This is a genomic window from Ruegeria sp. AL12 (assembly GCF_056540885.1).
Window position 1 is genome coordinate 1038536 of record NZ_JBQFXN010000001.1, and the last position, 22755, is coordinate 1061290.

General features: G+C 58.1%; 21 protein-coding genes. 9 read left to right on the forward strand and 12 right to left on the reverse strand.

The annotated features are described in order from the left end of the window. Positions 1-24 precede the first annotated feature (24 nt). From ACR0C6_RS05265 to ACR0C6_RS05295, 7 genes are all read right to left on the reverse strand, one after another. Entirely contained in the window at positions 25-603 is a 579-nt protein-coding gene (locus ACR0C6_RS05265) for a holin family protein (RefSeq protein ID WP_480445042.1), read from the reverse strand. Continuing rightward, on the reverse strand, positions 594-1205 hold the full coding sequence (locus tag ACR0C6_RS05270) for a holin-associated N-acetylmuramidase (protein ID WP_480618544.1): 612 nt from the start codon (positions 1203-1205) through the stop codon (positions 594-596). Before ACR0C6_RS05270 ends, ACR0C6_RS05265 begins: the two co-directional genes overlap by 10 nt. A 118-nt stretch (positions 1206-1323) precedes the next feature. Beyond that, on the reverse strand, positions 1324-1770 hold the full coding sequence (gene ccmE, locus ACR0C6_RS05275; RefSeq protein ID WP_171116077.1) for a cytochrome c maturation protein CcmE: 447 nt from the start codon (positions 1768-1770) through the stop codon (positions 1324-1326). A gap of 7 nt (positions 1771-1777) precedes the next feature. Further along, entirely contained in the window at positions 1778-2806 is a 1029-nt protein-coding gene (gene argC, locus ACR0C6_RS05280; protein ID WP_480445040.1) for an N-acetyl-gamma-glutamyl-phosphate reductase, read from the reverse strand. 94 nt (positions 2807-2900) lie between these two features. Next, the gene (locus tag ACR0C6_RS05285) at positions 2901-3710 is read right to left on the reverse strand and encodes a glutamate racemase (RefSeq protein WP_171168294.1); all 810 of its coding nucleotides are present in this window, start codon (positions 3708-3710) and stop codon (positions 2901-2903) included. Positions 3711-3718: 8 nt separating this feature from the next. Continuing rightward, the gene (locus tag ACR0C6_RS05290) at positions 3719-4597 is read right to left on the reverse strand and encodes a lysophospholipid acyltransferase family protein (protein ID WP_480445038.1); all 879 of its coding nucleotides are present in this window, start codon (positions 4595-4597) and stop codon (positions 3719-3721) included. Positions 4598-4675: 78 nt separating this feature from the next. Then, positions 4676-8095: an indolepyruvate ferredoxin oxidoreductase family protein gene (locus tag ACR0C6_RS05295; RefSeq protein ID WP_480618546.1), complete on the reverse strand. Its 3420-nt coding sequence runs from the start codon at positions 8093-8095 to the stop codon at positions 4676-4678. Positions 8096-8264: 169 nt separating this feature from the next. Between ACR0C6_RS05295 and ACR0C6_RS05300 the strand changes: the two genes are divergently transcribed. The 5 genes from ACR0C6_RS05300 (at position 8265) to grxD (ending at position 14830) form a co-directional block, all read left to right on the forward strand. Then, positions 8265-9173 (forward strand): LysR family transcriptional regulator, encoded by a 909-nt coding sequence (locus ACR0C6_RS05300; protein WP_171228688.1) that lies wholly within the window; start codon positions 8265-8267, stop codon positions 9171-9173. A 269-nt stretch (positions 9174-9442) separates the two neighbouring features. Next, positions 9443-11689 carry a mechanosensitive ion channel domain-containing protein gene (locus ACR0C6_RS05305; RefSeq protein WP_480618549.1) on the forward strand — a complete coding sequence of 749 codons (2247 nt, stop codon included), beginning with the start codon at positions 9443-9445 and terminating at the stop codon, positions 11687-11689. Positions 11690-11869: 180 nt separating this feature from the next. Then, positions 11870-14029, forward strand: coding sequence for a phosphoribosylformylglycinamidine synthase subunit PurL (gene purL, locus ACR0C6_RS05310; protein WP_480618551.1), 2160 nt, complete (start codon positions 11870-11872; stop codon positions 14027-14029). A 135-nt stretch (positions 14030-14164) separates the two neighbouring features. Next, positions 14165-14401 carry a BolA/IbaG family iron-sulfur metabolism protein gene (locus tag ACR0C6_RS05315; RefSeq protein ID WP_152457878.1) on the forward strand — a complete coding sequence of 79 codons (237 nt, stop codon included), beginning with the start codon at positions 14165-14167 and terminating at the stop codon, positions 14399-14401. Positions 14402-14467: 66 nt separating this feature from the next. Further along, on the forward strand, positions 14468-14830 hold the full coding sequence (gene grxD / locus ACR0C6_RS05320) for a Grx4 family monothiol glutaredoxin (RefSeq protein ID WP_171116094.1): 363 nt from the start codon (positions 14468-14470) through the stop codon (positions 14828-14830). A 6-nt stretch (positions 14831-14836) separates the two neighbouring features. On the opposite strand, the gene ACR0C6_RS05325 is transcribed toward grxD, so the two are convergent. The 3 genes from ACR0C6_RS05325 to ACR0C6_RS05335 are packed head-to-tail and all read right to left on the reverse strand — an operon-like array spanning position 14837 to position 16430. Continuing rightward, positions 14837-15184: an MliC family protein gene (locus tag ACR0C6_RS05325; RefSeq protein ID WP_480618553.1), complete on the reverse strand. Its 348-nt coding sequence runs from the start codon at positions 15182-15184 to the stop codon at positions 14837-14839. After that, complete coding sequence (locus ACR0C6_RS05330) at positions 15181-15576, reverse strand: cell division protein ZapA (RefSeq protein ID WP_171116096.1); 396 nt, start codon at positions 15574-15576, stop codon at positions 15181-15183. The genes ACR0C6_RS05325 and ACR0C6_RS05330 overlap by 4 nt, the downstream gene beginning before the upstream one ends. Continuing rightward, entirely contained in the window at positions 15576-16430 is an 855-nt protein-coding gene (locus ACR0C6_RS05335; RefSeq protein ID WP_171204700.1) for a hypothetical protein, read from the reverse strand. The genes ACR0C6_RS05330 and ACR0C6_RS05335 overlap by 1 nt, the downstream gene beginning before the upstream one ends. Before the next feature lie 236 nt (positions 16431-16666). Between ACR0C6_RS05335 and tkt the strand changes: the two genes are divergently transcribed. After that, positions 16667-18691: a transketolase gene (gene tkt, locus ACR0C6_RS05340; protein ID WP_480618555.1), complete on the forward strand. Its 2025-nt coding sequence runs from the start codon at positions 16667-16669 to the stop codon at positions 18689-18691. A gap of 56 nt (positions 18692-18747) precedes the next feature. On the opposite strand, the gene ACR0C6_RS05345 is transcribed toward tkt, so the two are convergent. Continuing rightward, on the reverse strand, positions 18748-19707 hold the full coding sequence (locus ACR0C6_RS05345) for a DUF808 domain-containing protein (RefSeq protein WP_480445024.1): 960 nt from the start codon (positions 19705-19707) through the stop codon (positions 18748-18750). 181 nt (positions 19708-19888) lie between these two features. Between ACR0C6_RS05345 and gap (ACR0C6_RS05350) the strand changes: the two genes are divergently transcribed. The 3 genes from gap (ACR0C6_RS05350) (at position 19889) to gap (ACR0C6_RS05360) (ending at position 22193) form a co-directional block, all read left to right on the forward strand. After that, entirely contained in the window at positions 19889-20890 is a 1002-nt protein-coding gene (gene gap / locus ACR0C6_RS05350) for a type I glyceraldehyde-3-phosphate dehydrogenase (protein ID WP_152457871.1), read from the forward strand. Between the two features lie 72 nt (positions 20891-20962). Further along, positions 20963-21106, forward strand: coding sequence for a hypothetical protein (locus ACR0C6_RS05355; protein ID WP_171116107.1), 144 nt, complete (start codon positions 20963-20965; stop codon positions 21104-21106). Between the two features lie 82 nt (positions 21107-21188). Then, a complete protein-coding gene (gap, locus tag ACR0C6_RS05360) occupies positions 21189-22193 on the forward strand; it encodes a type I glyceraldehyde-3-phosphate dehydrogenase (RefSeq protein WP_480618557.1) in 1005 nt (334 codons plus the stop codon). On the opposite strand, the gene coaD is transcribed toward gap (ACR0C6_RS05360), so the two are convergent. Further along, entirely contained in the window at positions 22185-22676 is a 492-nt protein-coding gene (gene coaD / locus ACR0C6_RS05365; RefSeq protein ID WP_152457869.1) for a pantetheine-phosphate adenylyltransferase, read from the reverse strand. The two genes, gap (ACR0C6_RS05360) and coaD, sit on opposite strands and share 9 nt — an antisense overlap. Between the last annotated feature and the right edge of the window lie 79 nt (positions 22677-22755).

The window sequence follows — 22755 nt, forward strand, 5'->3', positions numbered from 1 at the left end:
TCCGGGGGCACATAGTGTCGCGGGTCAAAGCCCCCGAAGCTTGCGCCAATCGGTCAATGCTGGATTCGCATCAGGACGCGAGGCGTTCTGTATCAGGTTGGCATCGGGGCCGGGGTCGGCGACGCCCGGGCTGTCGCTGCGCATGGCCCGCACCGTTTCTATGTTCCCCATGACCGTCGGCAACCGCTGCATGGCTGCGCCTATATCCCGCTGAAAATCCTGCATTTTGCTCTGATGGCGCGCGCCAAAATAAAAAGAGACAATCACGCCCAGCAACCACCAAAGAGGTTCCGGCACCAGCGCAATGCCCTGCATGCGTTCAGCGAACCACAGCGGATCCACCATCGCGGCAACAAACAATCCCAGCGTTCCAAGCGCCAAGGCCGGGCGCGGCAACCGGTTCACGCCATCCATGACGCGGTCGAACAGGCCTTTTTGAGGAACCGCGAACTCTCGGCCGAACTGCGTCATTGCCTGACTTTGCAACTCTGTCGCGCGCTCGGCACGGGACTCGGCGTTTTCCCGGTATATTTCAACCGTCTCACGCACAGCGTTGCGACCGCCCCCGAACAGCAGCGCCAATACCCCCGAGATCAACCCCATGCCGCAACCCTTTCCTTGAATTCACTTTCCGTCAGACGATAGCGTGGCGACAGAAACTCTTCGGCCCGTTTGATCCAGCCTCCTTTGCCACCGGATCGGGTGCACGCGTATTTTCTGGATGCCGGGCGTTTGTCGGCCAGCCGAAAGTAATAGTTCCGCCGCGCCACGCCGTAGGCATCGCGCAACGCGTTGGGATCTGGTTGGGCCGCGTCTTCGCACGCCTGCGCCGTTTGCGCGCCGATCACGCCATCTGCCACCACGTCAAACCCCATATCACGCAAAAGCCGTTGCAGGATTATAACTGCTTGCGCACCGGCATTGACATACATGTCGAAGACAGGGGCATGCAGAACATCCGGCAACAGCGCGATGCGTGGCTTTTCAAAGTAGTGCTGAACAAAGATATCGACCGCCTCGCGCTGAGTAAGCGCCCGGACATCCGCCACGTCAACCAGCCCATCCCCCGTCAGATCCAGCCCAAGCCTGCGCATCGTGTGGATCGTGACACCGAACTTGGTTGCCCCGCCCGGATCGTCCGGGTCATTCACGTACCCGCCTTCCCGGCGCACAATTTCATTGGCAATCTGCCGAACCGTTTGCATAGCGCCCTCATTTGGTTGAATGGCGCTGACGATCCCGAAAAAGAATTAACAAGCCTGAACGACCAAGGGCGCTGCCCGCATCCCGCGCGCAACGCCCTCAACACGAATGTGGGTCAGGTCAGCTTTCTTCAGCCTCTTTGTACACGCCCTGCTCTTTCAACGCGTCCACGACTTCCTTCGGCATATAGGTTTCGTCATGTTTGGCCAGAATTTCAGTGGCTTCAAAGACGCCGTTCACGTAACGTCCGGTGCCGACCATGCCCTGATTTTCCGAAAACAGATCAGGCAGAACCCCGGTGAAAGAAACCTTGACGCTTTCGCCGCCGTCGGTGACGACAAAATGTACGGTTTCGCCCTGCCCACGGATGATTGAACCTTCTTCGACCAGGCCGCCGATCCGAAAGACCTCGGTCGGCTTGGGTGGTTCGGCAATCACCTGGCTTGGCGAGCGGAAAAAGTTGATCCCGTCGCGCATGGCGTAACCAATCAACGCCGTCGATGCCACCAAGGCAACGACAGCTACCAGAATGACTTGTACTCGGCGACGTTTCTTGAGCGTTTTCATACCGTCCTCACGGAAATAACGGTGCCATCATCAGGCCCCGGGTTTCAGTCTCACCTAACATCAGATTGGCGTTCTGCAAGGCTTGGCCACTGCTACCTTTTGTCAGGTTATCCAGCGCCGCGATCACGATCGCGCGCCGTTCGATCCGGTCTGCCACAACCCCGATATGACAGAAGTTGGACCCGCGCACGTGGTGGGTCGACGGTGTCTCGCCCATCGGCAGCATCTGAATGAAAGGCTCATCCGCATAAGCCTTTGCAAGCGTTTCATAGATGCTATTCGGGTCACCTTTCACGTAGGTGGTGGCCAGAATGCCCCGGTTTGCAGGGATCAGGTGAGGAGTGAACTGCACATAAACCGTACGACCGGCCAGCTTGGAAAACTCCTGATCGAACTCGCCCAGATGCCTGTGGGTGCCGCCTACGGCATAGGCGTTGGTGCCCTCGCTCAGTTCGGCGTGCAGCAGGTTTTCCTTCAGCGACCGCCCTGCCCCGGATACTGCGCATTTCAGATCCAGCACGATATCGTCCAGATCAATCACCCCCGCAGAAACAAGCGGCCTCAGAACGTATTGACCGGTTGCCGCGTTGCACCCTGTGCCCGCCACCAGCCGCGCGCCCCGGATTTCGTCGCGATAAAACTCGGTCAGGCCATAAACGGCCTCTTCCTGCTGCTCGAGCGCGGTATGCGGGTTTCCGTACCACTTTTCATATTCATCCGGGTCGGTTAGCCGGAAGTCAGCAGACAGATCGATGATCTTCAGATCCTTGGGCAGAGCACTGATCACTTCCTGGCTTGTCTTGTGCGGAAGGGCACAAAAGCACAGATCGATCCGGGAAAAATCGATCTCGGAAATCTTGCACAGGTCCGGCAGATCCATGTGGCGCAGATGCGGGAAAACCTGCGCCATGGTCATCCCCGCCTTGCGTTCGGCGGCCAGCGCGGCGATTTCCATGTTGGGGTGTTCGGCGATCAGCCGCACCAGTTCCGCACCGGTATAACCCGAAGCGCCCAGAATTGCGATTTTATGGGTCATGTCAGACCTCTTCTCAACGTGTGTCACATGTTACGACCGCCGATGCGACGGTCTTGAATTAATGAAAGCAGAGCGGCCGCGTCCTTGACCGAAGTCAGGCGGCCTCGAATGTGATTTGTCGTCGGAGGAACTGTGTCGCCCGGTCGCTCACCACATTGGGTTTCCCCGTCGTCAGGAACCCTCCCGGGCCGTTACCCAGCATGTTGGGGTGGCGATGGAGATAATCCGCAAGGCTTTCCGCAACCAGTTCCCCCTGGCTATAGACCTGCACGTCAGGTCCCAATGCCGCCTGAAACACGTCAGCCATAAGCGGGTAATGCGTACAGCCCAGAATGGCCGCCTGCGGTTCAGGCATCTTGCGCTTGAGGGCTTCCACATGGCTGCGCACCAGCGCCTCGGCCAGGATCATGTCACCGTCTTCAATGGCATCCACGACGCCACCACATGCCTGCGCCTCGACATCCACGCCAATTGCCCGGAACGCCAGCTCGCGCTGAAAGGCCCGGCTGGATACAGTGGCTGGCGTGGCGAACAAGGCGACATGCTTGACCGCCACTTCGCGTGGGGGGGAATTGTCGCCCCATTGCCGTTCGGTCAGGGCCTCGATCAAGGGAACAAAGACACCAAGCACACGTTTGCCTTCGGGCACGCCCTCTTCCTGCATCCGGCGCAGCGCCGCCGCGCTGGCGGTGTTGCAGGCCAGAATCACCAAGTTGCAGCCACGATCCCAAAGGTCCTGCACGGCCTTTCGGGTCAGCTGATAGATGTCCTCGGCATCGCGCACACCGTAAGGGGCATGCGCGCTGTCCGCGTAATACAGGAAATCAACGTCAGGCAGACGTGTCTGCGCGGCGCTCAGGACGGTAAGACCGCCCAATCCGGAATCAAAGATACCTACTGCCATTAGCCCCTTCAGGCGCGATGCCGTTCCTCAAATTCATAGCCATAGTCATAAGACTTCAGCGGTGTCGGAGACAGCTCATACGTCGCTTTGCGCAGGAAATCCATCATCTTGCGCGTATCCTTGCCCAGCGGATCCAGAATGTCGCGCCCGATAGGCGTGCCAATCACCACTTTGACCGGAGTATCGACACGCTTTTTGAACTCTTTGATCAGCAACCCCATACGCAGGGTGTTGTGCATATGGCTTGCAATCTGGAACAGACGTGACGTGTGCCCGTCGAAGAACACCGGAACGACGGTGGCATTGGACTTGGCCACCATTCGGGCTGTGAAACCGCGCCAACCCGGATCCATGGGATGCGCGAACGGATTAACGCCAGTGCTGACCGTACCCCCAGGGAAAATCCCGATCGCGCCGCCATCGCCAAGGTAATTCAATGCGGTCTTCCGCGTATCCAGGTTCAGTTTTACCGCTTCTTTGGTTTCATCAAACGAAACAGGCAAAACGATACGGTTCAGGTCTTCGGCCTTGCGGAAAACGCGATTTGCGAGAATCCGGAAATCACCACGGGTCTGGGACAATATATGCCCCATCATCAGCCCATCCAGAATTCCATATGGATGGTTTGCAATCAGGATAAGCGGACCTTCCCTGGGGATACTCGCCAGTGCGCCACCAACGACATCCAAGGTCAATCCATAGCGATCGACCATGACCGACCAAAAATCCCGACCCTTTGCGACTTCTTGTTCGTATCCGTCGGCCCGTTTGATCAGACGCAACCGTCCCGTGGTGTTCTCCATCAGCCTGATGACCAACCGCCCCCCCTTGGTTTCGGCGGAATGCGCATACGAGATGTCACGAACGACATGACGACGAGAAGACATGAAGGGCTCCGTTTTGCTGCCCGCAAAATAAGTACAAGCAACAGGTTTGACCAGCTATCGTGACACCCTTGTGACGAATTACTCTGCCGCAGCTTGCAATTCAGGCCCACCGCTGCGGATGACGGCAAGTAGCTCCTCTCGCCGTTTCGCAGCCTTGGCCTCATTTTCCCGCAGTACCGGCCCAAATCCGCGGATATCCAGCGGCAAACGGGCCAGGGCGGCAATCGCATCACGGGTGTCCTGCGACACCAGGGGCAGAACCTCGCGCATGTCCTTTTCATACTGTCGGATCAGGGCGCGCTCCATCTTGCGTTCGGATGAATACCCGAAAATGTCCAGTGGAGTGCCGCGCAATGCCTTGAGTTTGGTCAACAGCTTCAATGCAGTCAGGATGGATTCGCTGAAGGCGCGCTTTTTCGGCCTGCCATTGCTGCCCGATCCGCCGAGTATCGGCGGGGCAAGGTGAAAGGTCATCTTGAAGTCACCATCAAACTCGGCCGCCGCTTTTTCCCGACTGGTCAGAAGAAGGCGCGCAACCTCGTATTCGTCCTTGTACGACAACAACTTGTGATACCCTTTTGCCACCGCTTCGCGCACATCCGTGTCCTCGACACTGTCCACAAGCTTGCGGTACCGCCTGGCCAGCCAGGCGCTTTGATATTCCGTCAGGTGCTGCGCGCGAAACGCGATGATCTGATCCAGTGTCTTGGGCATCTCGGCCATGGTCGGCGCAAGGATGGATTGCACGTCTTCCGGGTGCAGTATTGCCCAACGTCCAATATCAAACGCACGTTTGTTGCGTTCGACCGCCGTGCCGTTCAATTCGATGGCCTCAAAGATCGCCTTATGGCTGACCGGCAAAAGCCCGCGCTGCCAGGTCGCGCCGAAGATCATCATGTTGGAATAGATTGAATCCCCCATCACCGCGCGCGCCAGTTCGGTCGCATCAAACAGCGAGACATCTTCTTTCAGCCGCGCTTGCAGGGCCAGTTCCAGCTGATCCGCAGGAATGCGGAACTCGGTATCACGCGTGAAGTCGCCCGTCACCGTTTCATGGCTGTTCACGACGGCCCCCGTACGTCCGGTGCGCGTCAGGCCCAACGTCTTTGCGCCGGCCGAGACCACCAGATCGCCGCCGACCAGCGCGTGGGCCTCGCCAGTGGCGACGCGAATCGCGCTGATGTCCTCGGGGCGGTTGGCCAATCTACAGTGGATGTGGACTGCGCCGCCTTTCTGCGCCAGGCCGGCCATTTCCATCATGCCCGCGCCTTTGCCGTCAATTTGCGCCGCCTGCGCAAGGATGGCGCCAATGGTGACGACACCCGTACCGCCGACGCCGGTAATCACGACGTTGTGTGTGCCGGTGATCTTCGGCAGATCTGGTGTCGGCAAATCTGGCAGATCAATTTCGGTCGTCGCCTCTTTGCGAATTTTCGCGCCCTCAAGCGTCACGAAAGACGGGCAGAAACCGTTCAAGCACGAGTAATCCTTGTTGCAGCTCGATTGATCGATGGCCCGCTTGCGGCCCAGCTCGGTCTGTTTGGGTACGATCGACACGCAGTTTGACTGTACACCGCAATCACCGCAGCCTTCGCAGACATCGGTGTTGATGAACACGCGCTTGTCGGGATCGGGGAATGTGCCGCGCTTGCGGCGGCGGCGCTTTTCGGCAGCGCAGGTTTGTACGTAAACGATGACCGATACGCCCTCGATCTCGCGAAACTTCTCCTGCACCTGCATGAGATCGGCACGCTCGTATGTCTGAACGCTGGCAGGCAGAGCCTTGAAGTTGACGTCCTCTTTTTCATCGTAAACCAGGGCTACCTCTCGGACACCCATTGCCTTGACCTCGGCAACGATCCGTTCGGCGGTCAGGTCGCCTTCATTGTCCTGCCCGCCGGTCATGGCAACCGCGTCGTTGAACAAGATCTTGAAGGTGATGTTCGTTCCTGCGGACAATGCAGCCCGGATCGCCTGAACGCCCGAATGGTTGTACGTGCCATCGCCAAGGTTCTGGAACACGTGCTTGGTCGTCGAAAACGGAGCCTCGCCGATCCAGTTGGCGCCTTCCCCACCCATCTGAGTGAAACCGGTCGTCTCGCGATCCATCCATTGAACCATGTAGTGACAGCCGATACCGGCATAGGCGCGGCTGCCTTCCGGTACCCTGGTCGAGCTGTTATGCGGGCAGCCGGAACAGAAATACGGAAGCCGCGTCGCTATTTCCTGTGCGTTGTCGGCCCGACGCGCTTCTGACAAAGACGCCAGCCCGGCCCGGATACCATCGGTCTCGCGCCCCTCTTCAATCAGGATCTCGCCCAGCTTTTCAGCGATCATGATCGGGTCAAGCGCACCGCGCGTCGGGAACAGTTCTTCGCGGTGCAATGTCCCGGCACCGCCTTTGTACCAGCCATAGACCCGGCGTCCGCGCCGGTCGTCAAAGATGGCCTCTTTCACCTGAACCTCGATCAGCTTGCGCTTTTCCTCGACGATCACGATCAGGTCCAGCCCCTCGGCCCAGTCGTGGAATCCGGCCATATCCAGCGGGAATGTCTGCCCCACCTTGTATGTGGTAATCCCCAGACGCTCGGCCTCGGCTTCGTCGATATTCAGAAGCGAAAGCGCATGTGTCAGGTCCAACCAGTTTTTGCCTGCCGCGACAAAGCCGATCTTGGCGCCGGGTTTGCCCCACATCCGTTTGTCCAGCTTGTTGGCGTGTGAAAACGTTTCGGCCGCGAACCTTTTGTAATCGATGACACGCGTTTCCTGTAGATGCGGCGTATCGCCCAACCGGATGTTCAACCCACCTTCCGGCATATCGAATTCTGGGATGACCATTTGCATCCGGTCCGGACTTCCATCCACGACCGAGGTGACTTCGATCGTGTCTTTCATCGTCTTCAGGCCTACCCAGACCCCCGCGAAACGGCTGAGTGCAAATCCATAAATTCCATAATCAAGGATTTCCTGAACGCCAGCCGGGCTGACGATCGGCATGTACATGTCGACCAGCGACCATTCCGACTGATGCAACACCGTCGAGCTTTCGCCGGTATGGTCATCGCCCATCGCCATGAGTACACCGCCATGTTTAGCTGTCCCTGCCATGTTTGCGTGGCGCATGACGTCACCGGACCGGTCAACGCCCGGCCCCTTGCCATACCAAAGCCCGAAGACCCCATCGAATTTGCCGTCGCCGCGCAGACCCGCCTGCTGGCTGCCCCAGAGCGCGGTGGCTGCCAGGTCTTCGTTCAAACCGAACTGAAACGTGATATCGCTTTCGGCCAGTGGCTTTTGGGCCCGCATCATTTGCTGATCCACTGCCCCCAAAGGCGACCCGCGGTACCCGGTGACCAATCCCGCCGTGTTAAGACCCGCTTGCCGGTCTCTGGCCTTTTGCATCAGCATCAAGCGCACAAGCGCCTGCGTTCCATTCAGAAGAACCGGGTTTTTCTCAAGATCGAACCGGTCGTTCAGCGTTATCTGTGGCTGGCTCATCAGACGTCTCCCCTCGTCAGATCAGTGTGCTTTACTTGGGTTCATTTTAGGTCATAATTTCTGACCTGTATAGAATTTATCCACTGATATGTAACGATTTCGTCCTTTGAATGTAGAACTTGTTACCTATTTCATATAGGGCTTCTGAAAGATAACGAAAGTTGCGGTGATGGATTGGGACAAGCTTAGAATATTTCACGCGGTGGCCGATGCGGGCAGCCTTACGCACGCCGGAGACAAGCTGAACCTGTCTCAATCCGCCGTAAGCCGACAGATCCGCGCATTGGAAGAGTCTCTGGATGCCACCCTGTTCCACCGTCACGCGCGGGGGCTGATTCTCACCGAACAGGGCGAGTTGTTGTTCGACGCCACATCCGCCATGTCGAAACGGCTGGATGCCGCAGCAGCGCGTATTCGGGACAGCGAGGAAGAAGTCTTTGGTGTTTTGCGTGTCACAACGACCTTCGGCTTTGGAACACTCTGGCTGGCACCACGTTTGCCCAAACTGTACGAGCAATACCCTGACCTGAACATCGACCTGATGCTTGAAGAACGCGTTCTGGATCTTCCGATGCGCGAAGCGGACGTCGCCATCCGCATGAAAGAGCCCAGCCAGGCTGATCTGGTGCGCAAGCGCCTTATGACCGTTCAGATGATGTTGTATGCAACCCAAGATTATATCGAAAACCACGGCGGCATGTTGCAGTCCCTGGAAGAGATCAAGGACCACCGTCTGATTTGTCAGACCCCTGCGGCGCCGCAGGTTGGGGCCAGTGCCGCCATGGTGCGCCACCTGATGACCTATAATCCCGGGTCCTTGCTGACTGTGAACAACTATTTTGGTGTGCTTCAGGGCGTTTTGCACAATCTGGGCATCGGTGTTCTGCCCGATTATGTCACTCAGGATTTTCCGCACCTCGTGCCCATCCTGTCAGACATCGAAACCGCAGATGTTCCGGTCTATCTGGCCTACCCGGAAGAATTACGGCATTCAAAACGCGTTGGCGCGTTTCGCGATTTCGTGCAGGACGAAATCATCGAACAGCGTAAACAACTGAAACAGATGGGAAAACTGTAGCTATGCGTAAATAGCATAACGGACATGAAGTGTTCACAGGGTTAATTGCCTTGAACGTTCACAAACTGACCCCTAAATGAGCACTCGAAGGCGGTGATGCTGAAACGCTCATCATCTTCATACCTCCCTGTTGGACTACGGCCGAGCTTATAGCTCGGCCTTTTTTTTGGCTGGACCCTGCATTAAGTCAGCGAAAGCTCTGGGAAAAATACACGCATAGGCATATGATCCCCAAAAAACGATACAATTTCGTGTTTGAGGGAAAATACATGTTCCACCCACTCCGCCTGGTTTTGGCGCTCGTCTCCGCGTTATTCATGGCAGTGCCACTATATGCACAGGACTCAGGTTCAACTTCAACAGTGACCATTCCGGAAGACCTGACACCCGAGCAGGTCGACGATCTTGTTGCTCGCATGTCCGATGATCAGGTTCGCGCAATTCTATTGGAGCGCCTTGATGCCGTGGCGGAAAAACAAGCCGCCGAAAAGGCGGACGTAGAAGACCCGTTGACCGAGATAAGTGAGATTTGGGCAGCCATGGTCGCATCTTGGACGCATGTTCTGACCACTGCTCCCAACATTATCACCGCGCAGATTACCGCGTTCAGCAATTTTAGCGATACATTCGGAACGACCGGTGTCTTTACCCTTATGGGGCTTGTCCTTTCTGTACTTGTTGTCGGTTTCATTGCGGAAAAGCTGTTCATCTTCCTGACACGTCGCTGGCATGAAGCGACCGAAGCTGCGGACGAGGCCGACCTTTGGGGAGCCGTCAGATACCTGTTTCGTCGGTTCTGCCGCGAAATCGCCGGGCTGATCATTTTCTATGTCGTGATCCGCGCGGTTGGCCGCGGTCTTCTGACGACGGAACAGATCACCTATGCTGCACCGTTTGTATTCTATCTTATCTGGGTGCCGCGATTGGGTGCAGCAGCGTCCCGGTTTGTTCTGGCACCGGAAAAGCCGCAATTTCGGCTGGTCAATATCGACGACCACTGGGCAAAGTACCTGCACCGCAACCTGATCGGCCTGTTGATCCTGATCGGGTTCACGCTGTTCGTCGTTCGGTTCAACGCGCTCAATGGCATCACGGGTGACGATACCCGCATCGGCTTCTGGCTGAACGCTGCAATTCACGTCTATATCGCCGTAATCGCGTGGACCGCGCGCGAAGGACTGTCGCAGATGATGCTTGGGACAGACCCGGATCACACGAAATTCGATGAGGAAGTTGCGCATTATTACCCCTATTTTGCCATCGGCGTTTCGGTGGCAATCTGGCTGCTGGTCGAGTTCCTGGTCGCACAGCGTGATCCGGCAACACTGAGATTGCTGACCAGCGGTGCGCATTTCACGACGATGTTCTGGTTGTTGATTGCGCCTGCGCTGGATACGCTGATCCGCGGTCTCGTGCGGCATTTGCAACCGCCAATGTCGGGCGAAGGCCCCCTTGCCGAACGCGCCTACCGTTCCGCGAAACGCAGCTATATCCGGATTGGTCGCGTTATCGCCGGCTTGGTCGTGGTTTTCATGATTGCACGCGCATGGCATCTTGACCTGCGCAATGTCGCTTCGGCCGGTGTCGGTGCCGAAGTCGGCGGGGCTGTGATCGAATTCCTGCTGATCATCGCCATCGGCTATATCCTGAACGAGGTCGTCTCGCTCTGGATCAACCGCCGACTGGCCAGGGAACAGACTGCGGCCGAGGCCCTGGACGAAGAAGCAGGCGGTGAAGGCGGCGGTGCCGGCGGCTCTCGTCTGGCGACGGTTCTGCCTCTGATGCGGATCACGGCCCAGATTACGATTGCCGTGATTTTTGGCCTGCTGGCGCTGGGCGCATTGGGCATAAATATCACGCCGCTTTTGGCCGGTGCCGGTGTTCTGGGTCTGGCGATCGGCTTTGGTGCGCAGAAGCTGGTTGCTGACATCGTGGGCGGGGTTTTCTTCCTGATCGACGATGCCTTCCGCGTCGGAGAATATGTCGATGTCGGCGGCACGATGGGAACTGTCGAGAAGATCTCAGTTCGCTCGATGCAGTTGCGTCACCATCGCGGCCCCGTACACACGATTCCCTACGGTGAGATTCAGAAGCTGACAAATTTCAGCCGCGACTGGGTGATCATGAAGCTGAAATTCACCGTGCCGTTCGACACCGATCCCAACAAGGTCAAGAAGATCTTCAAGAAAATCGGTGCTGAGATGATGGAGGACGAGACCCACAAGGATGGCTTCCTGCAACCGTTCAAATCGCAAGGTGTGTTCGATTTTGACGATGTCGGCATGATCATCCGTGGCAAGTTCATGGCCAAGCCCGGCAAGCAGTTCACGCTGCGCAAGGAGATCTTCAACCGGGTCAAGGCGGCCTTCAAGGAAAACGGCATCGACTTTGCCCGCCGCGAGGTGCGCGTTGCGATTCCGGGTCTGGACGACAATGAAAACCTGACCCCGGAACAGAAGACGGCTGTTGGCGCCGCGGCCGCAGCGCAGCTCAACAAGGATCAGGGATCGGCGTAAGCTTCGCGGTTCACGCCAGCTGCATGCACCCATTTCGGGGCGCATTCACCCGGAACCGGCAGTGATGCCGGTTCCGTTTTTCTTTGAAAGACACAACCTGCGCCGTCTTGACCCTTTCCACACGCGCGCGCTTGCCCTACAAGGCGCGCAATCTCGGCCCACTTGGACACAGGACAGAAGATGCAAGAGCCCGCCATCACACCCGATCTGATTGCCGCACACGGGCTCAAGCCCGAGGAATATGACATGATCCTCGAGATCATCGGGCGTGAACCCACTTTCACCGAGCTCGGCATTTTCTCGGCCATGTGGAACGAGCACTGTTCCTACAAGTCTTCGAAGAAATGGCTGCGCACCCTGCCCACCTCTGGGCCCCAGGTGATCTGCGGACCCGGTGAAAACGCAGGCGTGGTGGACATTGGCGACGGTCAGGCCGTGGTTTTCAAGATGGAAAGCCACAACCACCCGTCTTACATCGAACCCTATCAGGGTGCGGCGACCGGCGTGGGGGGCATCCTGCGCGACGTCTTTACCATGGGCGCGCGTCCCATTGCGTCCATGAACGCATTGTCCTTTGGCGAGACTGGCCATCACAAGACCCGCCAACTGGTCAACGGCGTGGTCGAGGGTATCGGTGGCTATGGCAACTGCTTCGGCGTGCCTTGCGTCGGTGGCGAAGTGCGCTTTCACCCCGCATACAATGGCAACTGCCTTGTGAACGCCTTTGCGGCCGGTCTGGCTGACAGTGACAAGATTTTCTATTCGGCCGCGTCGGGCGTGGGTATGCCAGTCGTCTATCTGGGCGCAAAAACCGGGCGAGATGGCGTGGGCGGCGCCACCATGGCATCCGCCGAATTCGACGACACGATCGAAGAAAAGCGCCCCACCGTTCAGGTCGGCGACCCCTTCACCGAAAAACGCCTGATGGAGGCGACGCTGGAACTGATGCAGACCGGTGCGGTGATCTCGATCCAGGACATGGGCGCGGCGGGCCTGACCTGCTCGGCCGTTGAAATGGGTGACAAGGGTGGCCTTGGCGTGCGTCTTGATCTGGAAAACGTTCCTCAGCGCGAAGAAAACATGACAGCCTATGAAATGATGCTGTCCGAGTCTCAGGAGCGTATGCTGATGGTCCTCAAGCCCGAGCTTGAGGCCGAGGCCCGCGCCGTGTTCGAAAAATGGGATCTTGATTTCGCAATCGTTGGCGAAACCATTGCCGAAGACCGCTTTCTGATCATGCATAACGGTGAAGTCAAAGCCGATCTGGTTCTGTCCAAACTGTCTTCCACCGCGCCGGAATACGACCGCCCATGGGAGCCTACGCCACAGGCCGAGGAACTGGCCGAAGTGCCCCAGATCGACCCGATTGATGGGCTGCGCGCCCTGCTCGCATCGCCCAACTACGCCGGCAAGCAGTGGGTCTATGAACAATACGACACCATGGTGATGGCGGATTCCGTCCGCACGCCGGGTCTGGGTGCGGGCCTGGTCCGCGTCCACGGGACCGACAAGGTGCTTGCCTTCACATCCGACGTGACCCCGCGCTATGTGCGCGCAAACCCTTTCGAGGGCGGCAAACAAGCCGTGGCCGAAGCCTATCGCAACCTGACCGCCGTCGGAGCCAAGCCGCTGGCCACCACGGACAACCTGAACTTCGGCAACCCCGAAAAGCCCGAGATCATGGGCCAGTTTGTCGGTGCCATACAGGGCATCGGCGCCGCAGTCGGCGCGTTGGATATGCCGATCGTGTCGGGCAACGTCTCTCTGTACAATGAGACCGACGGACAGGCCATTCTGCCGACCCCCACCATTGGCGCAGTCGGCTTGTTGCAGCACTCGGACGAGGTCATCGGCAACGAGGTGCGCGAAGGCCACGTCGTGCTGGTGATCGGTGAAACCAAGGGGCATCTGGGTCAATCCGCCCTTCTGGCCGAGGTGTTCAACCGCGAAGACGGCGACGCCCCGCATATCGATCTGGATGCCGAAAAGCGCAACGGTGATTTCATCCGCGCCAACCGCGAGATGATCAAGGCCTGCACCGACCTCAGCGATGGCGGCATCGCTCTGGCTGCCTTCGAACTGGCAGAAGCCGCAGGCGTTGGCGTATGTCTTGACGACGCCCCGACTGAATTCCTGTTCGGTGAAGATCAGGCCCGCTATCTTGTAGCGTGCAATTTCGATCAGGCCGAGGCATTGATGATTGCGGCCGGTCAGGCCGGCGTTCCTCTGAATGCGGTTGGTCGTTTCACCGGCGATACGGTGAAGATCGGCAGTTCGGAAGCCTCGCTTGATGAACTTGCCGCGATTTACCGCAACAGCTTTGCCGAAGCTGTCGCCTGACAACGCAACGCGAACGCCAATCGAAACCGGCGTCGTGACCCGGTGCGGGATTGGTTGTTTTTGCATGTGCCAGTGCTCTTGCACGCCCGGTTCATGCGCTCTACATCTTGGGAAAGACCTTCTGGAGTTACCTACATGCCGATGAGCGCCCACGAAATCGAACACCTGCTGCGCGAAGCCTTTCCCGACGCCGAGATTCAGGTCGGCGGAAATGACGGTGTTCATATGTCTGCCATGGTGGTGGATGAAAGCTTTCGCGGCAAAAACCGGGTTCAGCAACAGCGCGCTGTTTACGCAGCTCTGAAGGGCAAGATGGACGGCCCGGACGGAGAATTGCACGCGCTGGCGCTGACCACCAAAGTGCCGGAATAAGCTTCTCGCCTTCTTTCGAGGCGAACATATGACTCTCCCGTTGGAGAAACGAATAGGAAACGCAAAATGACCGATGTGAAAACCCAGATCGACGAAACCGTCAAAGCCAATGACGTGGTGCTGTACATGAAAGGCACCAAGGAAATGCCGCAATGTGGTTTCTCGTCCCGCGTGGCCGGTGTTCTGAACTATATGGGCGTCGAATACACCGACGTGAACGTGCTGGCCGACGAAGACGTGCGTCAGGGCATTAAGGATTATTCCGACTGGCCGACCGTGCCGCAGCTGTATGTCAAAGGCGAATTCGTAGGCGGTTGCGACATCATCACCGAGATGACCCTTTCGGGTGAGCTGGACACGCTTTTTGATGAAAACGGTGTCGGCTACAACAAAGAAGCAGCCGACAAAATCCGCGAAGCAAACGCGTAATCCTGCCTACCGGCTGGAACAGTCCCGATAAATCGCCTGCTCATTGGCGGCGCCCGCCGCCAAATAGCTGATTGACGCGTTCCAGCCTTTTGAGCGCAGGATATAGGTTCCTTCGGCTCCGAGAGATTCATAGCGGATGCCCGATCCGCTTTCGACCTGGCGCATCGCGACCAGAGTATTGTCCACCATCGTCGCCGCTGCGCCTGAAATGTCGGGCGCGTTGAAATAGGTCACCGGCAACGGCACGCCGTTCTCGCAGGTAAAGGTGACAGACAGAATGTCGATTTCGGCGAGTGCCGCCGTTGCCGAAAAAACAAGCAAAGCACCGCAGAAGAAATTGCGCAGATAGGTCATTGTGCCTTCTTCTCCTCGACGACCGAAGCCAGCGCTTCCGCACGTGCTGCCAGCTCGGCCAGCGTATCCGTGACGGATGGCGGCACCACCGCGACTTCAATACGTTCAGGTTCCGGCGCGGGCGCGTTTCTCAGCGATTGAAGCTCGGCCTCGGCCTCGGCCAGCCTGGCCTCCAGCGACTTGACCTTGTCTTCCGTTGCCGCCGTCTTGTCAGCCAGCAGCAGACCGGCCATCAGCAACATGCGCGCTTCCGGCATCCGCCCAATCTGATCGGACAGAACCTGCGCTTCGTCATCCAGCATTTTGGCGGCCGCGTGCAGAAAGGGTTCTTCCCCGTCCCGGCAAGACACATCAAAACCCCGCCCGCCAATATGAATGGTTACCTCGGGCATTACTCTACCTCACCTTCTACAAGTTTTGCCTGCGACAGCAGAGGTTCCAACCGTGCCAACACGGCCTGCGCTTCGGCTGCATCCGAAGCCTGCGCCGCACGCGTTGCCTCAAGCTCGGCAACGGTGGCGCGGTTCAGCAATTCAGCGTCCGTCAGCCCTTCTGCGGCCGCGGAACGCAACTCTTCGACCGAATTCCGCAACTGCTCGTTCGCCTTGCGCATACGTTGCAGATCGTCATCCAGGCGGGACATCGCAGCGCCATGGCTGGCCCGTTCGGCCCGCAGCATCTCAAGCTCGGCGCTCAGATCATCGACCCGTACCGTATCTTCAAGCTCTGCCTTGAGGCGGCTGTTTTCCGCCTCGACTTCTTTTGCCTGAGCAAGCAATTCACGCAATTGCTCAAGCTCGGCTTTCACCGCCGAAGGATCTTCGATGCCGTCAAGTTCGGCGCGCAGCCTTTCGTTCTCGGCCTTCAACGCGTCCAGTTCGGCACTGTTGTCCAAGGCCGCCTTGGCCTCGGCCAGCTCGGCGCGGGCCGCTTCGACAGACGCGATTTTCGCCCGGGCTTCCTCCAGCTCTGCGCGCAGCGCATCCGCGTCTGGGGCATCCGCTGGTTCCGTGCGCAACTCTTCCAGATCAGCACGCAACGCGTCCACTTGTTTTTCGTGCTGCTCTTTCAGGGTCTTCAGTCGTTCCTGAAGCTGCGCATTGGCAACTCTTTCGTCTTCAAGTTCGGCCTGAAGCCCCTCATTTACTTCAGCGTTCCGGGACGCACCGCCCAACCCTTCGACGCCCGCACTGATACGGTCCATCGCAGCAATAATACGGTGCTGTAGTTCCTCTAACTGGCTCATGCCCCTGTCACCTCTTTATCAAGGTTCATTCTGTCGCGAAGTGATCCGAATCAATACCGAATCCCGCTTACCGACAGTCTAACGGAATGCGACAGAAAATACCCACTGTTTGGTTTCAATCACTTGGGCCGCGCTCTTCACCTATCGGGCGTTGCCAAAGCCCGGTTCCGCTTGCACTTTGGGTGTTGAATGGTATTGAGCGCGCAATCTGCTTTTTATCCAAAGGAACAACGCCCGTGGACCTGACTGCGCTGCGCAAAGCCAACCCCGAACACTGGGACAAAGCTGCGGCCATCCGCACCCTGACCCTTGACGCCGTCGCCGCCGCAAATTCCGGCCATTCCGGTATGCCGATGGGCATGGCCGATGTTGCGACCGTTCTGTTCGAAAAGCACCTGAAATTCGACGCCTCGGCCCCGAACTGGCCGGACCGCGATCGGTTCATCCTGTCGGCTGGTCACGGTTCGATGCTGGTCTATTCACTTCTCTATCTCACCGGTCATGCCGACGTGACGCTGGAAGAGATCAAGAATTTCCGCCAGTTGGGCGCCAAGACCGCGGGCCACCCTGAAAGCTTTCTGATCGACGGTGTTGAAACCACGACCGGCCCGCTTGGTCAGGGTATCTCGAACGCCGTGGGTTTTGCCATGGCCGAGGAAATCCAGCGCGCGCATTACGGCAAGAAGGTCGTGGATCACTATACTTACGTGATCGCGGGCGACGGCTGTCTGATGGAAGGTGTCAGTCAGGAAGCGATCACATTGGCCGGCCGTCATGAGCTGAGCAAACTGATCGTCTTCTGGGACAACAACAACATCACCATCGACGGCACTGTCGATATCGCCGATCGCACCGATCAGGTCCGCCGGTTTGCGGCCTCTGGCTGGCACGTGATTGAGATCGACGGTCATGACCCCAAAGCCATCGATGCGGCCATTGTTCAGGCGAAAAAGTCCAAGAAACCAACCATGATCGCCTGTGAAACCCATATCGCTCTGGGTCATGCTGCGCAGGACACCTCGAAAGGTCATGGGGCGCTGACAGATCAGGATCAGCTGAAAGCCGCGAAAGAGGCCTATGGCTGGCCGCACGACACATTCGAAGTTCCAGCCAACGTCAAAACCGCCTGGGAAGCCATTGGTGCACGCGGTGCAGACGAACGTGCGGCTTGGGAAGAACGTTTCGCGCAGCTTTCCGAGAGGAAACAGGCCGAATTCAAACGCGCCTATGCGTTTGAGGCCCCCAAGCGGCTGGCTGGCGCCATTCGTGCGTTCAAAAAGCAGATGTCTGAAGAGCAGCCGAAACTGGCCACCCGCGCCTCGTCCGAAAAAGTTCTGAACGTCGTGAACCCGATCATGACCGAGACTGTTGGCGGCTCAGCCGACCTGACCGGATCGAACAACACAAAATCGGCTGATATGGGCGTGTTCCTGCCGGAAAACCGCAAGGGCCGCTATATCCACTACGGCATTCGCGAACACGGCATGGCCGCAGCGATGAACGGTATGGCGCTGCACGGCGGTATCCGCCCCTATGGCGGTACCTTCATGGCCTTCACCGATTATGCCCGCCCATCCATGCGGCTGGCGGCACTGATGAAGATCCCGTCGGTTTTCGTAATGACCCATGACTCGATCGGTCTGGGCGAGGACGGCCCGACCCACCAGCCGGTGGAACATCTGGCCATCTCGCGCGCGACGCCGAACACCTATGTGTTCCGCCCCGCCGATACGATCGAAACCGCCGAAGCCTGGGAACTGGCGCTGACCTTCAAGGACAGCCCCTCGGTCCTGTCGCTGACCCGCCAGGGCGTGCCGACCGTGCGCAAGGATCACAAGACCAAGAACCTGACTGCGCAAGGCGCCTATGTTCTGGCCGAAGCCGAGGGCAAGCGTCAGGCGATCCTGATTGCAACTGGTTCAGAGGTTTCGCTGGCCATGGAAGCCAAAGCGATGCTCGAAGCCGAAGGCATCGGCACCCGCGTCGTCTCGATGCCCTGCATGGAGCTGTTCGCCGAGCAGGACGAAGCCTATCGCAAGCGGGTACTGCCTGCCGGTCCGGTCCGTGTCGGCATCGAGGCCGCCGTGCGCGCCGGTGGCTGGGATCGCTGGCTGCTGGGCGAGCGTGGCCGCGAAGCCAAGGCAGGCTTCATCGGCATGTCCAGCTTTGGCGCCTCGGCCCCTGCCGGTGAGCTGTACAAGCATTTCGGCATCACGGCCGAAGCAACTGTGGCCAAGGTCAAGGAACTGTTGGGACTGTAAAACAGTCCCTTCTGATCGAGCAAAGGGCGGCCTTGGCCGCCCTTTTCATTTTGGTTTCAATGCGTTTCGGATTTGCTGAACAGGGGCATGATTATCTTGGTTGCCACCGGGATCAAAACCAATCCCCAGGCCAAACCAAATAGGCCATCCATCGTGGCCTTGGATACCCACTCAACCGCACCAACCCATTGTTCAGAGACGGAATGCCCAATGGCATAGGCCCAATCATGGATATGATGGCCCAGCCAGCCAAAGCCCAGAACTTCCATCCCGTGGATGACGATCGAGCCCCCCACCCACAGCATCGCCGCAGTTCCGACAATGGACAGTGTTTTCATCACTCCGGGCATTGCCTTGACCAACCCTCGGCCCAAACCGCGACCGATAGGTGTTGGCGCGTTCTGCGCCAGATAAAGCCCCACATCATCCATTTTCACGATCAACGCGACGGACCCATAGACCGCCACCGTCACGCCGATCCCGACAACGGCCAGCGTCGCGGCCTGCATCCACAGGTTCGGGGCTTCGATCGCCGCCAATGCAATGGTCATGATCTCGGCAGACAGAATGAAATCAGTCTTGATGGCGCCCTTGACCTTTTGCTCCTCCAGGTGGCCCGGATCGCGGTTTTTCATGTCGTCCTCAATCACATGGCTGCCATGAGGAAACAGCACATGAAAAATCTTCTCGGCCCCTTCAAAACATAAATATGACCCGCCAAGCATCAACAAGGGCGTGATCAGCCACGGCGCAAAATTGGCCAGCAACAAGGCGACGGGCAGCAAGAGTATGATCTTGTTGAAGATCGACCCGCGCGCAATGCGCCAGATGATCGGCAACTCGCGCGCGGGGGCGAAACCTTGCACGTATTTCGGCGTCACTGCTGCGTCATCTATGATCACACCGGCGGTTTTGGCCCCCGCTTTGCCTGCCGCCGCAACCACATCGTCCACTGATGCCGCCGCAACTTTGGCAATGCCCGCCACATCATCCAACAGGGCCAAAAGACCACTCATCGCGTTTCCCTTCAATCTGCTGTCGCCAACCGGACCCTACCTGATCCAACGGCTAGCGCAAGCGTTAGCGCAACCGGCGCAGGTTTGCGCTAACACCTTAAAAATATGCCGTTTTTGCCCTTTTGAGATTCCCTTTTCGCCGTTATATGGCCCTCAAAGCAAGCGCATCTGGAGACGTCATATGACCATCAAGGTCGGTATCAATGGTTTTGGCCGTATTGGCCGCTGCACCCTGTCGCACATCGCCGCGTCCGGGCGCAACGACATCGAAGTGATCAAAGTCAACGCAACTGGCCCGTTGGAAACCTCGGCTCATCTGCTGAAATATGACAGTGTTCACGGGCGTTTTCCGCGCGACGTCACCATTGACGGCAATACCATGGATCTGGGTCGCGGCCCGATGCAGATGTTCTCGACCTACGACATGACCGAGTTGGACTGGGAAGGCTGTGACGTCGTTCTTGAATGCACCGGCAAGTTCAACGATGGCCTGAAGGCCAAAACACATCTGGAACGTGGTGCTGGCAAGGTACTGCTGTCGGCTCCGGGCAAGAACGTGGACAAGACCATCGTTTTCGGCGTCAATCACAACACGCTGGCCGCAAATGACAACATGGTTTCGAACGGTTCGTGCACGACCAACTGCCTCGCCCCGCTTGCCAAGGTGCTGGACGAGGGCGTCGGTATCGAACACGGCATCATGACGACCATCCACGCCTACACGGGCGACCAGCCAACACTGGACCGTCGCCACAGCGACCTCTACCGCGCCCGCGCTGCTGCAATGTCGATGATCCCGACCTCGACCGGCGCCGCCAAGGCGCTGGGTGAAGTTCTGCCAAACCTGAAAGGCCGTCTTGACGGTTCCGCCATTCGCGTCCCTACCCCGAATGTTTCAGCGGTGGACCTGACGTTCCGTGCCTCACGCGACACAAGCACGGCGGAAATCAACGCCATCGTCGAAGAGGCCGCCAAAGGCCCGATGCAGCGCGTTCTGGGATATGAGCCCGCTCCGCTGGTGTCGACCGACTTCAACCACACCGAGGAAAGCTCGATCTTTGCACCGGATCAGACCCGCGTTGTCGATGACCGCATGGTCCGCGTTCTGGCCTGGTACGACAATGAATGGGGCTTCTCGGTTCGTATGGCCGACGTAGCTGTTGCGATGGGCCGCCTTAACTGACCCTTCGGACTTCGCTTGTACCTTGATGCCCGCTCAGGTTATCTGAGCGGGCATTTTACGTTCGGGACAGCCATGACCAACCAAATCGCTATCTGGCTCGGCCTTCTTCTTCTCGGCGGTATTATGCTGGATGTTGCGCTGTACGGCACCGAACATCTGCTTTTCCTCGGCAAGAAGCTTTACGACTTTCTGGACTGGCTCGCTTTCTGGCGGTGACAGAGGTTTTCCTTGACATTTCGCTTGATCTGTCATTGTTAGCGCTAACTCATCTTGCTGAGACATTTGGACGGAGCAGACCATGACCTTGAAACTGGCGATCAACGGATTTGGACGGATCGGGCGCGGGGTTCTGCGCGCGGTGATGGAAAGCGGACGTACGGACGTCGAGATCGTCGCGATCAACGATCTTGGCAAACCCGAAATGAACGCGCACCTGTTTGAATTTGACAGCGTTCATGGCCGCTACCCCAACCCGGTTACGCTCAGCGATGCAGGTCTGGACGTGGGTCGTGGTCCAATTCGGCTGAGCAGCGAGCGCAACCCCGAGGATCTGCCCTGGTCGGACATCGACGTCGTTCTGGAATGTACGGGTGTGTTCCGTACGCGCGAGGCGGCGGAACGTCACTTCAAGAACGGATCCCGGAAAGTTCTGATCTCTGCTCCGGCCAAAGGTGACGGCGGTGTGAAAACCATCGTCTTTGGTGTCAACGATGGCGAACTGACCGCCGATGATCTGGTGGTCTCAAACGCATCCTGCACCACCAACTGCCTGTCTCCCGTTGCGGCCGCTCTGGATGCCGGCCTTGGTATCAAGCACGGCAACATGACCACTGTTCACGCTTACACTGCCAGCCAGCCGGTGCATGACACAGTGGGAAAAGATCCCTACCTGTCCCGAGCGGCGGCGCTGTCGATGATCCCTACGACAACCGGTGCGGCCGCTGCCGTGGGGCTGGTGCTGCCGCAACTCAAGGGAAAACTGACCGGTCAGGCCATCCGCGTTCCAACCCCCAATGTCTCGGTCGTTGATCTTGTGGCCGAGGTTTCACGCCCGACGACCGAAGAAGAGGTCAACCAACTGTTCGTCGATGCGGCTGCCAAAATCCCCGGTGTTCTTGCCGCGGAAAGCCGTCCTCTGGTTTCCATCGACTTCAATCACGACCCGCACAGCTCGACCGTGTCACTGGCTGAAACCAAAGTCACTGATGGCACGCTGGTTCGTGTGCTGGCGTGGTATGACAATGAATGGGGCTTTTCGAACCGGATGCTGGATACGGCGGCCGCAATGGGTGCCCTAGCCTAACCTTTTTTTCAGCGCATCATTGACACGGGGCGTGACGAATTTCGACACGTCCCCGTTCAGCCGGGCGATTTCCTTCACCAGCTTGGACGCGATCGCCTGATGGCGCGCTTCGGCCATCAGGAACACGGTCTCGATCGAATCGTCCAGAGCCCGGTTCATGCCGACCATCTGAAATTCGTATTCGAAATCGGCAACCGCACGCAGGCCGCGCACGATGATTTGCGCGCCTACATCCCGCGCACAATCAATCAGCAGGTTTTCGAAAGGATGCGCGATGATTTCGGTTCCGGTCTGCTCGGACAGCCGGGCGCATTCCGCTTCGATCATGGCCACGCGCTCTTCCAGCGAGAATAGAGGGCCCTTGTCCCGGTTGATGGCCACACCGATAACCAGTTTGTCCACCAAAGCTGCCGCCCGACGGATGATATCGATGTGCCCCATGGTGATGGGATCAAAGGTTCCAGGATACAATCCAACCCGCATCGCGCCCTCCTGCGCAACAAAATTTCTGCGCAAGCAAACATAACTTTGCTGCAGGTGCAAGTAATTGCTTGGGCAACCC

Bases quoted from the DNA above. Each gene is read 5' to 3' on its own strand.
- ACR0C6_RS05265 (WP_480445042.1), bottom strand. From the start codon at position 603: ATGGGGTTGATCTCGGGGGTATTGGCGCTGCTGTTCGGGGGCGGTCGC.
- ACR0C6_RS05270 (WP_480618544.1), bottom strand. From the start codon at position 1,205: ATGCAAACGGTTCGGCAGATTGCCAATGAAATTGTGCGCCGGGAAGGC.
- ccmE (WP_171116077.1), bottom strand. From the start codon at position 1,770: ATGAAAACGCTCAAGAAACGTCGCCGAGTACAAGTCATTCTGGTAGCT.
- argC (WP_480445040.1), bottom strand. From the start codon at position 2,806: ATGACCCATAAAATCGCAATTCTGGGCGCTTCGGGTTATACCGGTGCG.
- ACR0C6_RS05285 (WP_171168294.1), bottom strand. From the start codon at position 3,710: ATGGCAGTAGGTATCTTTGATTCCGGATTGGGCGGTCTTACCGTCCTG.
- ACR0C6_RS05290 (WP_480445038.1), bottom strand. From the start codon at position 4,597: ATGTCTTCTCGTCGTCATGTCGTTCGTGACATCTCGTATGCGCATTCC.
- ACR0C6_RS05295 (WP_480618546.1), bottom strand. From the start codon at position 8,095: ATGAGCCAGCCACAGATAACGCTGAACGACCGGTTCGATCTTGAGAAA.
- ACR0C6_RS05300 (WP_171228688.1), top strand. From the start codon at position 8,265: ATGGATTGGGACAAGCTTAGAATATTTCACGCGGTGGCCGATGCGGGC.
- ACR0C6_RS05305 (WP_480618549.1), top strand. From the start codon at position 9,443: ATGTTCCACCCACTCCGCCTGGTTTTGGCGCTCGTCTCCGCGTTATTC.
- purL (WP_480618551.1), top strand. From the start codon at position 11,870: ATGCAAGAGCCCGCCATCACACCCGATCTGATTGCCGCACACGGGCTC.
- ACR0C6_RS05315 (WP_152457878.1), top strand. From the start codon at position 14,165: ATGCCGATGAGCGCCCACGAAATCGAACACCTGCTGCGCGAAGCCTTT.
- grxD (WP_171116094.1), top strand. From the start codon at position 14,468: ATGACCGATGTGAAAACCCAGATCGACGAAACCGTCAAAGCCAATGAC.
- ACR0C6_RS05325 (WP_480618553.1), bottom strand. From the start codon at position 15,184: ATGACCTATCTGCGCAATTTCTTCTGCGGTGCTTTGCTTGTTTTTTCG.
- ACR0C6_RS05330 (WP_171116096.1), bottom strand. From the start codon at position 15,576: ATGCCCGAGGTAACCATTCATATTGGCGGGCGGGGTTTTGATGTGTCT.
- ACR0C6_RS05335 (WP_171204700.1), bottom strand. From the start codon at position 16,430: ATGAGCCAGTTAGAGGAACTACAGCACCGTATTATTGCTGCGATGGAC.
- ACR0C6_RS05345 (WP_480445024.1), bottom strand. From the start codon at position 19,707: ATGAGTGGTCTTTTGGCCCTGTTGGATGATGTGGCGGGCATTGCCAAA.
- gap (WP_152457871.1), top strand. From the start codon at position 19,889: ATGACCATCAAGGTCGGTATCAATGGTTTTGGCCGTATTGGCCGCTGC.
- ACR0C6_RS05355 (WP_171116107.1), top strand. From the start codon at position 20,963: ATGACCAACCAAATCGCTATCTGGCTCGGCCTTCTTCTTCTCGGCGGT.
- gap (WP_480618557.1), top strand. From the start codon at position 21,189: ATGACCTTGAAACTGGCGATCAACGGATTTGGACGGATCGGGCGCGGG.
- coaD (WP_152457869.1), bottom strand. From the start codon at position 22,676: ATGCGGGTTGGATTGTATCCTGGAACCTTTGATCCCATCACCATGGGG.